Source organism: Microbulbifer mangrovi, assembly GCF_002009015.1.
Classification (GTDB): Bacteria; Pseudomonadota; Gammaproteobacteria; order Pseudomonadales; family Cellvibrionaceae; genus Microbulbifer; species Microbulbifer mangrovi.
The window spans coordinates 30,852-43,322 of record NZ_LZDE01000340.1; the positions used below are offsets into that span (position 1 = coordinate 30,852).

The 12,471-nt window shown below is 59.0% G+C and carries 8 protein-coding genes; 2 read left to right on the plus strand and 6 right to left on the minus strand.

Annotation, left to right across the window (positions count from 1 at the left end):
* Positions 1-4: 4 nt before the first annotated feature.
* From B4U49_RS15700 to B4U49_RS15720, 5 genes are read right to left on the minus strand one after another with little or no spacing between them, the layout of a single operon-like run.
* Positions 5-1,885, minus strand: coding sequence for a VWA domain-containing protein (locus B4U49_RS15700; RefSeq protein ID WP_078085554.1), 1,881 nt, complete (start codon positions 1,883-1,885; stop codon positions 5-7).
* Positions 1,882-2,940: a vWA domain-containing protein gene (locus B4U49_RS15705; protein ID WP_078085555.1), complete on the minus strand. Its 1,059-nt coding sequence runs from the start codon at positions 2,938-2,940 to the stop codon at positions 1,882-1,884. Before B4U49_RS15705 ends, B4U49_RS15700 begins: the two co-directional genes overlap by 4 nt.
* Complete coding sequence (locus B4U49_RS15710) at positions 2,933-3,532, minus strand: DUF4381 domain-containing protein (protein WP_078085556.1); 600 nt, start codon at positions 3,530-3,532, stop codon at positions 2,933-2,935. Before B4U49_RS15710 ends, B4U49_RS15705 begins: the two co-directional genes overlap by 8 nt.
* Complete coding sequence (locus B4U49_RS15715; RefSeq protein WP_078085557.1) at positions 3,532-4,497, minus strand: DUF58 domain-containing protein; 966 nt, start codon at positions 4,495-4,497, stop codon at positions 3,532-3,534. Before B4U49_RS15715 ends, B4U49_RS15710 begins: the two co-directional genes overlap by 1 nt.
* Positions 4,498-4,524: 27 nt before the next feature.
* Positions 4,525-5,484: an AAA family ATPase gene (locus B4U49_RS15720; RefSeq protein ID WP_078085558.1), complete on the minus strand. Its 960-nt coding sequence runs from the start codon at positions 5,482-5,484 to the stop codon at positions 4,525-4,527.
* A 271-nt stretch (positions 5,485-5,755) separates the two neighbouring features.
* Here B4U49_RS15720 and B4U49_RS15725 point away from each other — a divergent pair, with 271 nt between their 5' ends.
* Positions 5,756-10,642 carry an NAD-glutamate dehydrogenase gene (locus tag B4U49_RS15725; RefSeq protein WP_078085559.1) on the plus strand — a complete coding sequence of 1,629 codons (4,887 nt, stop codon included), beginning with the start codon at positions 5,756-5,758 and terminating at the stop codon, positions 10,640-10,642.
* A gap of 177 nt (positions 10,643-10,819) precedes the next feature.
* The gene (locus tag B4U49_RS15730) at positions 10,820-11,863 is read left to right on the plus strand and encodes a quinone-dependent dihydroorotate dehydrogenase (protein ID WP_078085560.1); all 1,044 of its coding nucleotides are present in this window, start codon (positions 10,820-10,822) and stop codon (positions 11,861-11,863) included.
* Positions 11,864-12,094: 231 nt separating this feature from the next.
* Here the strand turns inward: B4U49_RS15730 and rmf are convergent, their stop codons facing one another.
* Positions 12,095-12,298 carry a ribosome modulation factor gene (rmf, locus tag B4U49_RS15735; RefSeq protein ID WP_078085561.1) on the minus strand — a complete coding sequence of 68 codons (204 nt, stop codon included), beginning with the start codon at positions 12,296-12,298 and terminating at the stop codon, positions 12,095-12,097.
* Positions 12,299-12,471: the final 173 nt, after the last annotated feature.

Here is a 12,471-nt window from a genome sequence, read left to right on the forward strand (position 1 = left end):
AGGGTTACCATCTCTGGGTGGCTCCGTTTTCCGGGGGTTGCCATTCGCCGCTGCGGTAGGCGCGGCGACGCTGCAGGCTTTCGTACTTGAATTTTTCACGCATCAGGCCAGCGGGATCATCTGGGATCTGGCGCAGCCACTGGTCCAGGGCTTGCTGGGTTTCAGGGTCCAGCGGGCTCTCCTGATCCTGCGGGCGGGCGCTGGCGGATTGCTTCTGCTCATCGCCATCCTGTTCGCCCTGCTCACTTTCGGCCTGCTGTTGCTGTTCTTCCTCGGCCTGATCTTCGCTGTTCTGTTGCTGCTGGTTTTGCTGATCGGCGGACTGCTGTTCTGATTGCTGCTGGCTGTCGGAATCCTGATTGGCATTTTGCTGTTGCTCGGATTGTTCGCCGGAATCCTGGTTCTGCTGGTTTTGCTGCTGGTCCTGATCCTGCTGTTGTTGATTGTCGTTCTGGCTTTGCTGCTGATCGGATTGCTGACTTTGTTGCTGCTGTTGTTGCAGTTCCTTCAGTTTCTCGGCGATGTCGCGATTGTGCCCGGCGTCGGCGAGCTCTGGGTTTTGTTGCAGTGCTTCATCATAGGCTTTGATGGCCTCGTCGAAGCGACCCTGCTGTGTGAGGCTGTTGCCGAGATTGTACAGTCCCTGCGGGTCGTTACTCTGCGCAAAGTTCTTGGCGGCCGAATCGTATTCGCCTGCGCGATACTGGGCGGTGCCTCGCCACTGGGAGTTTTCAAAAACTTCGGCGGCGCTTTTGGGGTTTCCCTGCTCCAGTAAATTTCGTCCCTGCTGGTTCGGGGTCTGCCACAGGTCCTTGAGTTCTGCAGCCTCCGTGCTCGGACTGGTCAGCGTGAGGGTACCCAGGATGAGTGTCATTGGAAGGGCGCAGGCCAGACTGCCTTTACGGAATAGCAGTAATGCAAATGGCAGGAGTAGCAGCACCAGCCATGGGCCTTCCTCATGCCACTGATCGAACTCGCGTTCGGTCAGCTCGGCCTGGTCCGGCGCGGTTTCTTTCGGGGCTACCTGGGCGATATCGCGGTCGTCCACGGTAATTTGGGAAAACTCGCCGCCGGTGCTTTGTGCCAGGCGTGAGAGCTCGCGGCGATCAAAATTGGCAATGATGATCGCGCCGCTGTCATCGGTGATAAATCCACTGCCGGTATTTTTCGGAATAGGACTGCCGTCCCCGCTGCCGACGGCGAGAATCGAAAGCGAGGAATTGCTGCTGTTGACTTCTTCCTTGATGATGCCGATGGCGGCCTTGGCAATACCATCGGTGACCGCAAGCAGGCGTCCCTTGCCGTTGGCGCCATCCTTGATCAGTCGGAGGCCCTGCTGCACCGCCATTTCGATATTGCTGCCGGGTACCGGCATGATGCGTGGTGAAAGAGAGGGGACCAGGTTGGCGATGGTGGCGGTGTCATCGGTCAGTGGTGTGACCACATGCGCTTCGCCCGCATAAGCCACCAGAGCCGTGAGGCCATCCTTGCGCTGCCGAAGGATATCGAGGATTTTCAGTCGAGCACGGGTAAGCCGGTTGGGGGAGAGATCGGTTGCCATCATCGACGGGGACAGGTCGAGCAGTATCACCAGGGCATCCTGATTGCTGTACACAGGGGTGGGCAACTTGCGCCAGGTTGGACCCGAGAGGGCGACGATTGCAGTCGCTAGTAGTGCAAATATCAGGGAAAACAGCCACGGCCGTTTTTCTCCGCCACGCATCAGCAGGTGCGGCAGCAGGTCCGGGTCGATCAGTTTTTGCAGACCACCGCTGGCAAATACCATGCGAGCCAGCGCCCAGCAGGCGAGGGCAGCAGGAAGGAGCAGCCACAAGAGAGCGGGGCGGAGAAAGTGAAACTGGTCTAAATCGGCGAGGAAGCTCATACCTGCTGGCCTCCGTTGGTGTTTGTGCCGTTCATTTTATCGCGTTGTCGCTGGCGTTCCAGTTGCGTTGCCCCGGCACTCACCAGGGGTACGGCTGCCCAGAGCAGTGACAGCAGCAGGCAGATAGCCAGTGGCCAGACATATAGGGATTTGAGCGGGCGATAGGTCTCGGCTTCCTGTTCTACGGGTTCCAATCGGTCCAGTTCCGCATAGATGCGCGCGAGTTCCTGCGGATTGTGCGCGCGGAAATAGAGGCCACCGGTCTCATCGGCGATGGCCTTCAGGGTTTTGCTGTCCAGATCACGCGAGGGGTTGATGCGGCGTGCACCGAAGCGCGAGCCGAGCAGTCCCGGTTGCACCATTTCTTCGGCGCCCACACCGATGGTATACACCTTGACGTCCGCCTGTTTCGCCAGCTCTGCTGCTTTTAGCGGGGCAACCTCACCGGCAGTGTTGGCGCCATCCGTGAGCAGGATCAGCACGCGCTGATCCGCCGGGCGCTGGGTAAGCCGTTTTACGGAGAGGCCGATCGCATCGCCAATCGCGGTGCCCTGGCCGGCGAATCCGATCTGAGCCTCGGTCAGTAGCGTGTCGACAGTCTCCCGGTCGAAGGTGAGCGGGGCCTGCAGGTAGGCGCGGGTGCCGAACAGTACCAGCCCCAGGCGATCACCTTTACGCCGCAAGACGAAATCCCCCACAACATTTTTAACCGCGGTGATCCGCATGGCGGGGTTGCCATTGAGGAGCATGTCCGGGGTTTCCATGCTGCCGGAAATATCCACCGCGATAAGCAGGTCGCGCGCACTGCTGGTTTGCGAAATGGGTTCGCCATACCACTGCGGGCGCGCTGCGGCGGTTACCAGCAGCAACCACAGCAACCACAGCATAAACAGGTTCAGGCGATTGCCCGCAGCGCTGCCTCCCTTGTGGCGCAGTTCCCGATAGTAGGGCACCTTGAGTGCACTGCTGAGCGGCTCGCTCTTGGGCAACATCGCACGCGCGAGCAACGGTAGCGGCAGCAATATAAATAGCCAGGGCAGGCCAAACTCAAACATGCTGGCCCTCCGCGAGAGAGGGAGATGTGGGCTGCATGGCTTCAGCCTGCGGCAATTGGTGTTCGCGCACCCAGCGAATGGCGAAGTCGCGCAGTGCCTCTAAATCCGTGCGAGAACTCGCGGATGCGCCGTACAGACATTCCAGCAGAGTGCGCTGTGCGGCCTGTGGCATCGGCTGTTCGATCGAAGACTCGAGAAATTGGATCCAGCGTTGTCCCGTCAGCGGTGCACAGGTGTCCCGACCGAAGGTCACGACTGCGACACGTTTCAGCAGGGTATTGATTTCTTCCACCGCGCGCGGTTCGTCCAGCGCAACCGAACGCAGCAAGCGCATGCCTTCTGCCCGGTAGAGATTGCGGCGCTTTTTCTCGCGCAGGCGCAGGGCCAGCCAGCCGGCAGCGAAGAGCAGTGCGATGACCACACCTGCGAGAATCCACCAGCCGGGTGCCAGGGGCCACCAGCCGATAGCAGCGGGCTCGTGGATGTCCTTGAGCTGGTTCAGCAGTGCCTGCATTTCCGGTGAGGCCGGATTGCCGGGTGGCGGGCTCTGCGGTGCAGGGGATGCCTGAGTCAGTTGCACCGGCAGGGACATCACACCGTCCTCCGGGTTGGAGACGGTTGGCGCTCGCCGTAAGTGCCAAGCAGAACCGGCACTACCGGACGGGTATTATCAAAGTCCACCAGGGGTAAATGAAGGCGACGGCAGAGCCGGGCGGTCTGCGCACGCACCTGGTGCTGGTGGTCGGCGAACTGTTGTCGCAATCCGCGGCTGGATTTGCCGAGAAAGGTGCGCTGCTTGCCATCGCTGATGGTCAGGGCCTGTTCCGGCAATTGTTGCTCAAGCGGGTCGGTAATCCGCAGTACCTGCAGGTCCGCGTGGCGGGTGAGCAGATACAGCGGTTGTTCGCAGCTCTCGTCGAGATCGTGGCAATCGCTGACCAGAAACAGCGCGCTACCCGGGCGAGCAATGCGGCGGGCTTCTTCCAGTAAGACGCTCAACGGCTGACTGCCATTGGCTGGGATTGGGCTTTGCAGTGTGTTGGCGGTTTCTACCATGCCGTGAATGGCGGCGAGTACGGCGTGGTGGCTGCGGCGGGGACGCACCGTATCGACCCCCTTGTCGGAAAACAGTAGCGCGCCAATCCGGTCCCCGTGTTGCAGGCCAGCCCAGCTGAGGGCAGAGGCGATACTGCAGGCCGCGACCGACTTGAACGCATTCTGGCTGCCGAAAAACATCGGCGAGCGGAGGTCCAGCAGGATGACAACCGGGCGCTCCCGCTCTTCCTGAAACAGTTTGGTGTGGGTCTTGCCCGTTCGCGCGGTTACCCGCCAGTCGATGGAGCGCACATCGTCACCCGGCTGGTAATAGCGCACCTCTTCGAAGTTCATCCCGCGCCCGCGGTAGCGGGTGAGCAGGTTGCCCGCCTGATCGCTGCGGTTGACCCGCGGCTTGAACAGGCGCAGTTGGCGGGCAATGTGGCGCAGGCGCACCAGTGGCGCCACCGTTGGGTAGGCACCGCGGATGTTCAGGTCATTGTGATTGATGGCTTTCTGCACGTCTGCTCGAAAATCCCTAGCGCTGTCTTAAATGGCCGGGACTTGTTGCAGCAGGCGGTGAATAACCTGGTCTGCACTGGCGCCGGCGGCTTCTGCTTCAAAGCTCAGCAACAGACGGTGGCGGAGCACATCCGGTGCGATGGCCATGACGTCGTCTGGTGTGACGTAGTCGCGTCCCGCGAGCCAGGCATAGGCGCGCGCGCAGCGGTCCAGCGCGATGGTGGCGCGGGGGCTGGCGCCGAAGTCCAGCCATGCTGCCAGCTCGTCATCGTAACGCTGGGGTTCGCGGGTGGCGATGATGAGTTGCACGATATAGGTTTCCACCGCTTCCACCATGGTCATATCCAGAATCTCCTTGCGTGCGGCAAAGATGGTTTCCTGGCTGATGATGGACTCCGGGCGGCCCTCGCCCTGACTGGCTTCGGAGCGCGCCAGCTGCAGAATTTTCGCCTCTGCCTCGGCATCCGGGTAATGCAGGTTTACCTGCATCAAAAAGCGGTCCAGCTGGGCCTCGGGCAGGGGATAGGTACCCTCCTGCTCAATAGGGTTCTGGGTGGCCATCACCAGAAACAGGTCCGGCAGTGAGTAGGTTTTGCGCCCGACGCTGATCTGGCGCTCGGCCATGGCTTCCAGCAGCGCGGATTGCACCTTGGCCGGAGCGCGGTTGATTTCATCCGCAAGAATCAGGTTGTGGAATACGGGGCCGGGCTGAAAATGGAATTCGCCGGTTTCCGGGCGGTAGATGTCCGTGCCGGTAATATCCGCAGGCAACAGGTCGGGAGTGAACTGTACCCTGTGGAAATCGCCTTCGATGGCATCCGCCAGAGTCTTGATGGCCTTGGTCTTTGCCAGGCCCGGAGCGCCCTCCACCAGGAGGTGTCCATCGGCCAGCAATCCTATGAGGATGCGGTTGACCAGAACCTCCTGGCCAATAATCTGCTGTTCGAGCCAATCACCCAGAATTTTTATCTGTGGGCGTGTGTCCATATCGTCACTTCTTTTGCCAATTTCCTGTTTCAATACGCTGCCCGAGACGAAGGGCTATCTATCATCTTTATATATAGCTACTCGTCCGGATTTCGCGGGCTGGTTGATTTTAGCGGCGAATCGCTGCGAGGCAACCGCTGTGCCGGTTCGGGCAACCCAAAAGACAGCAGAGTAGACAATTATTCTGACGTTTTGTTCTACCTAGATTCAGCAAATGTAGCATTCTGACGCGCGAACGCGGTCGCGCGGCGATGGGAGGAAGCACGTGAATATGGCGACGGTCATAACCGATAGCCGGGAGGAGCTGCTGGCGCAGGTCAGTGGGATCATAGGTGAAAAGCTGGGCGACAAGGCGGGCCCGGTAGCGGCATTCGCCGCACAGTTCCTGAACCAGTACCCGTTGGAAGATCTGGCGGGGCGGCGCCTGGCGGATATTTACGGGTGTATCTACACCTGCTGGGATTTTATCCAGCAGCGCACAGCCGGAGAGCCCAAGATCCGGGTCTTTAATCCTCGCTTGGAGGAGCACGGCTGGGAATGCTCCCATACCGCGGTTTGCGTATTGCAGCGTGATATGCCGTTCCTGGTGGACTCCGTGCGCATGGAAATCAACCGGCGCAATACCGTCATTCACTCCATCAAGAGTACCGTGATGCATATGCGGCGCGGGGAGAGCGGGCGGTTACAGGAGCTCCTTCCCCCGGGGATCCAGGATGAGGAGGCGCGCCAGGATGATCCAACGGTGACCAGTGAAGCGCTGATCTACCTGGAGATCAATCTGGACACCTCGGCTTCACACGCTTCGGAGCTCGGTCGCTCCCTGAGAGAGATTCTCAGCGACGTGGAGTTGGTGGTCGACGATTATGTGCCGATGCTTGATACCTGCGCAGCGATGGAAGATCAGTTGCATGCGGGGCTCGCCGATAACGACGCCAACCTGGAGGAGGCCAGCGCCTTCCTGCAGTGGATGCGTGATGGCAACTTCACTTTCCTCGGCTATCGCGAGTACGAGTTCTGCCAGCAGGGAGAAAAGAAGGTCCTGTGTGAGGTGGAGAACCGTCGCCAGGGTATTTTCAAAAACCTGCAGCAGCCTGCGGAGCCGACGCCCGAGTATGCCTTCAACGAGGGTAAGCAGCGCTTCTATCAAGGCCCGAACTTCCTTACCTTCGCGAAGTCTTCGGTGAAATCCCGGGTTCACCGGGCGGCCTATTCTGATTATGTGAGTATCAAGCGCTATGACGCCGCCGGTGAAGTGATCGGTGAGTCCGCGTTTATGGGGCTCTACACGTCGCCGGTATATACCGAAAGCCCGTCAAAGATCCCGATCATTCGCCGCAAACTCGCCTCCGTGATCGAGCAGAGCGGTCTCGCGCCCAACAGCCATGATGGCAAGGCGCTGAAACGGATACTCGACACCCTCCCGCGCGACGAGCTCTTCCAGAGCAGTACCCGCGAGCTGTACGAGACCACCCTGGGCGTCTTGGCCATGAACGAGCGCGCCCGCCTGCGTCTGTTCATGCGCAAGGATCCGTTTGGCAAGTTTGTTTCTGCCATGGTTTACGTGCCCAGGGACCAGTTCAACAGTGCGGTGCGCGAAAAGATCAGTGATCGCATCGCGCACGCCATTCACGCGCTGGACTCTGATTTTACGACCTATTTTTCCGAATCGATTCTCGCCCGGGTGCATCTGGTCTTCCGTGTTGACCCCAATGAACCCGTAGAATTTGATGTAGCGCGACTGGAGGCGCAAATCGTGGATATAACCCGCAGCTGGGAAGATGTATTCCATAGATCCCTGATTGAAACCCATGGAGAGGAAGAGGGCAGCCGCCTGATCAGTACCTTCGGGCAGGCATTCCCGGCAGGCTACCGCGAAGACTTTGAGCCGCGCATTGCAGTGCAGGATGTGATTTCCATCCAGGAGCTCAGCGAGGACAATCGCGTTGCCATGAGCTTCTACCAGCCGGTAGGTGCAGAGCCCGGCAGCCTGCGATTCAAGGTGTTCAATATCGGCAGTGGCCTGACCCTGTCCGATGTGATCCCAGTGCTGGAGCATCTGGGCCTCCGTGTAATGGGCGAGTTCCCCTACACCATCCGTCCGCAGGGACAACAGGATGTATGGATGCATGAATTCCACCTGGAATTCGGCCTGCCGACCCGTATTGATGCCCAGGCTTCGCGCTCCCTGTTCCAGGATGCGTTTGCCGCTATCTGGGATGGCGTGGCGGAGAGCGATTCGTTCAACCGCCTGGTGCTTGCGGCGCGCCTTAACTGGCGCGAAGTCACAATGCTGCGCGCCTATGCGCGCTATCTCAAGCAGACCAAATTCAGCGCCAGCCAGTCGTACATTGCCGCCACACTGGCCAACCATGTGGAAATCACCCGCAACCTGGTCGCGCTGTTCCGGGCGATGTTCGATCCGCGTATCAACTCTGCGGACCGCAACGACCAATCCCGGGTAGAGCGCCTGATCAAGAAAATCCATGATGGCCTCGATGGGGTAGACAACCTCAACGAAGACCAGGTGATCCGCCGCTATCTGGAGCTGATCCGCGCAACCCTGCGGACCAATTTCTTCCAGCTGGATGAACAGGATCAGCCCAAGGATTACATCTCCATCAAGTTCAGTCCGCGGGATATTCCGAATATTCCGGAGCCGCGCCCCGAATTCGAGATCTTCGTGTATTCCCCGCAGGTCGAGGGTGTGCACCTGCGCGGCGGCAAGGTGGCCCGCGGTGGCCTGCGTTGGTCCGACCGCTTGGAGGATTTCCGCACCGAAGTGCTCGGCCTGGTGAAAGCCCAGAACGTGAAGAATGCGGTGATCGTTCCCAGTGGTGCCAAGGGCGGCTTTGTGGTGCGCAAGCCGCCGGTTGATAACAGTCGCGAAGCTTTTATTGAATCTGGTATCCGGTGTTACAAGACATTCATTCGCGGACTGCTGGATATCACCGATAACCTGGTAGATGGCAAGGTTGTGGCACCGGAGCGGGTGATCCGTCGGGACGAAGACGACCCCTATCTGGTAGTGGCTGCGGACAAGGGCACCGCCACCTTCTCGGATATCGCCAACGGCATTGCCGCCGAATACGGATTCTGGCTGGGGGATGCCTTCGCATCCGGCGGCAGCAACGGGTATGACCACAAAAAAATGGGCATTACCGCCCGTGGCGCCTGGGTGTCCGTGCAGCGGCATTTCCGCGAGATGGGAGTCAATGTGCAGGCCGAGAATTTCTCGGTTATCGGTGTTGGCGATATGGGCGGCGATGTATTCGGCAACGGCATGTTGCTGTCTGAGCATATCTGCCTGAAGGGTGCCTTTAACCACCTGCACATTTTTGTCGATCCGAACCCGGATGCCTCCAGCAGCTTCCACGAGCGCAAGCGACTGTTTGAGATGCCCCGATCCAGCTGGGCAGACTATAACCTTAGCCTTATCTCAAAAGGTGGCGGCATCATTGAGCGCCGCGCCAAGTCCGTGAAAATCACACCGGAAATGCAGCAGGCATTTGCTATTACCGAGGATCAGCTGACCCCCAACGAGCTGATCAGTGCGATGCTCAAGGCTCCGGTGGACCTGATCTGGAACGGCGGCATTGGCACCTACGTGAAGGGTAGCGGCGAGAGCCATGCTCAGGTGGGAGACAAGTCCAACGACAACCTGCGCGTGAATGGCAACCAGCTGCGCTGCAAGGTGTTTGGAGAGGGCGGCAACCTGGGTATGACCCAGCGCGGGCGCATCGAGTTCTCCCTGAACGGCGGGCGCTGTAATACCGACTTTATCGATAATGCCGGTGGCGTGGACTGTTCCGACCACGAGGTAAATATCAAGATCCTGCTGGACAAGGTGGTTGCCAACGGCGATCTCACCGACAAGCAGCGCAACCAGCTGCTGGAGGAAATGACTGAATCCGTCGCCGAGCTGGTGCTGGACAACAACTACAACCAGACACGCGCCCTGAGCGTGGCGGCCTATCAAGTGGGCGACCGCTTTGACGAATACCGCCGCACCATCAACGCGCTGGAATCCGAGGGGCGCCTGCGTCGTGCGTTGGAGTTCATTCCGGATAACGAGACCCTGAACGAGCGCCAGAACAAGGGCCAGTACCTGACCCGGCCAGAGCTCTCCGTGCTGATTTCCTATGTCAAAGTGAAGCTGAAAGAAGAGTTGCTGCACGCGCATATCATCGATAACGAGCAGGTTCAGGAAGCGGTGGAATCTGCATTCCCACCGGCCCTCGTTGCGCGCTATCGTGGGCTGGTCTACGACCACCAGCTGCGTCGGGAAATTGTTTCCACCCAGGTGGCCAATGAAATGGTCAACAGTATGGGGATTACTTTTTACCATCGTATCCACGGTGCCACTGGCGCAGGGATTGATACCATCGCTGCGGCGTATCTCAGCGCGCGGGATGTGTACCTGATGCCGGATTTCCAGGAGGGCGTCGCCCAGCTGGACTATCAGGTACCCGCCGATCTGCAGTTGCAGTTGATGAACTCCATGATCGGCCGTGTGCGCCGCGCAACCCGCTGGTTTGTGCGCAATCGCCGCGGGGAACTGGATCCGGCCCAGGAACGGGAGTTGTTCCAGGATCCTGTACAGCGAGTGATTCGGGCGCTGCCGGAAGTGTTGAGCGGCGAGCCCTTGCGTGAGTGGAAGGCGCGCCACGAATTCCTGCTGGAATCCAAGGTGCCGGAGAACCTGGCGATGCTCGCCGCGTCACCGACGTACCTGTTCTCGGCTCTGGGGATTTCTGAATCAGCTCGGATCAGCGATCGCCCGGTGGAAGAGGTAGCGAAAATCTACTTCGCGCTGGCCGACCGTCTGGGTCTGTACTGGTTCGGCAATCAGATTATCGACCTGCCCGCTGAGAGTTACTGGCAGTCCCAGGCCCGGGAAACCAGTATGGATGACCTGGACAGTCAGCTGTCGCGCCTCGCCATCCACCTGCTGCGCATTGCGGGAGACGATGGGCTGGATGTGGAAACTGCGGTGGAGCGCTGGGTGGAAGTCATGGCCCAGCCAATCCAGCGCTGGGAAAAACTGGTCAAAGAACTCAAAGCTTCTCCGCAGGGCGACTTCGCCATGTTTACTGTGGCGTTGCGCGAGCTCATGTACCTGGCGAACGCGACTTCCGACCAGGAGACACTCGCCTGCTAGCCGTTTGCCGCCAGCATTCTGCATAAGAAAGCCGTACAATAGGCGCGCCCGCAGCGAGTGTGCGGGCGCCGGAACGCGTTCCGGACTAAGTACTGCAGTGACTTTGTCCGCGCGGTGTACTGTCGTGTACGCCGGGCGGGCGAAGGATGGAACCTATTTGGAACCCAAGGGAAGCCCATGTACCAGCATTTGCGCAAGGCCCTGTTTGCGCTTGACCCGGAGCGGTCTCACTACCTATCTCTCGATGCCATCGGCGCGGCAGAGCGTCTCGGGCTCATGTCGTTATTTGCCAGTCAGGTCCCGGACGACCCGGTCGAACTGATGGGTTTGACATTGCCCAATCCAGTGGGGCTTGCCGCCGGTCTGGACAAGAATGCCCAGGCATTCAACGGCCTCGGAGCCCTGGGTTTCGGGTTTGTGGAGGTGGGTACAGTGACTCCGCGCCCGCAGCCGGGTAATCCGCAACCGCGCCTGTTCCGCCTGCCGGAGGCGGAGGCCATTATCAACCGCATGGGCTTTAATAATGAGGGCGTGGATTACCTGCTGGAGCGGGTGAAGCGCCGGCGCTATTCCGGCGTGTTGGGTATCAATGTCGGCAAGAACTTTGATACCCCCGTAGAAAACGCGGCTGACGACTACTGCCTGTGTATGGAAAAAGTCTACGCCCACGCGGACTACATCACTGCCAATGTCTCTTCCCCGAATACCAAGGGGCTGCGCGACTTGCAGTTTGGCGACAGCCTGAGCAAGCTGCTTGAGGCATTGAAAGAAAAGCAACAGGCGCTGGCAACGGAACATGATCGCTACGTGCCCCTGGCAGTGAAAATCGCCCCGGATATGGACGCAGAGGCGATTGAACATGTGGCCAGAACCCTGCGCGATCATGAGATTGACGGCGTTATTGCCACCAATACCACCATCGATAAATCTTCAGTGGAGAATCTTAAGTTCGGCTCTGAAGAAGGGGGGCTGAGCGGGCGTCCATTGGCTGAGCGCTCGACCGAAGTTATCCGCGTTCTGGCAAAGGCCCTGGATGGGGAAATCCCGATTATCGGTGTTGGCGGTATTTTTGATGGTGAGTCTGCGGCGGACAAGATTCGTGCCGGTGCAACCGCGGTACAGATTTACTCCGGGTTTATCTACCGTGGGCCTGCGGTCATTCGAGAAGCGGCCGCGGCTATTGCCGAATTGCACAAGGGCAGGGTGGTATCCCGGGGCTGATTTTTGGATAGTCTTCCCGATACCGCGAGCAGCTGGCTGACCGATTGGTAAAAAAAATCCCGGGTTATCCCGGGATTTTTTTGCTCAACAAGCACGTGACAAACGGTATTTGAGCAAAACTTTGTGGGGCTGCCTGCCCAAGGGTAATTGTATTACCGCCTAATTAAGTGATAGCCGGGTATTGCCCCTGTATCAAGTGAAGACGGCAGGTGCATCAGGTGTCATCAAGACTTACATATTCACCATACGCTGTGCCTGTGCGGCGGGTCCGAAACCGCTCCAATAGTCTTGCCGACCCTGGCGCCAGCCATTTACCCACTCCTGATGTAGCGAGCCGTTTTCATGCGGGCAGCTGTCGTGGTTTCTGCCCTCCATGGCGGCAACGTAACCTTTGTGGAAAGCTCTATCGTTGGGATTACGTTTTTGGCGTTTCATAGATAGGGTACCTCGAGCTTTTTTTTGAACTTCGATCTTCAAATTTGACGATCAGTATCTGCGATCGGGATCAACATTTTTCCCCTGCGCACTTTCCAGCTTATGGTGGAAGCTGCCCGGCGAGAAGGGTTGCAGTAAAGCAGATCGCGCGCGGCGCCGGAACAAACAGTTTT

What these genes read in the sequence shown, in the direction of transcription:
- B4U49_RS15700 (WP_078085554.1), bottom strand. Translation starts at nt 1,885, where the DNA reads ATGAGCTTCCTCGCCGATTTAGACCAGTTTCACTTTCTCCGCCCCGCT.
- B4U49_RS15705 (WP_078085555.1), bottom strand. Translation starts at nt 2,940, where the DNA reads ATGTTTGAGTTTGGCCTGCCCTGGCTATTTATATTGCTGCCGCTACCG.
- B4U49_RS15710 (WP_078085556.1), bottom strand. Translation starts at nt 3,532, where the DNA reads ATGTCCCTGCCGGTGCAACTGACTCAGGCATCCCCTGCACCGCAGAGC.
- B4U49_RS15720 (WP_078085558.1), bottom strand. Translation starts at nt 5,484, where the DNA reads ATGGACACACGCCCACAGATAAAAATTCTGGGTGATTGGCTCGAACAG.
- B4U49_RS15725 (WP_078085559.1), top strand. Translation starts at nt 5,756, where the DNA reads ATGGCGACGGTCATAACCGATAGCCGGGAGGAGCTGCTGGCGCAGGTC.
- B4U49_RS15730 (WP_078085560.1), top strand. Translation starts at nt 10,820, where the DNA reads ATGTACCAGCATTTGCGCAAGGCCCTGTTTGCGCTTGACCCGGAGCGG.
- rmf (WP_078085561.1), bottom strand. Translation starts at nt 12,298, where the DNA reads ATGAAACGCCAAAAACGTAATCCCAACGATAGAGCTTTCCACAAAGGT.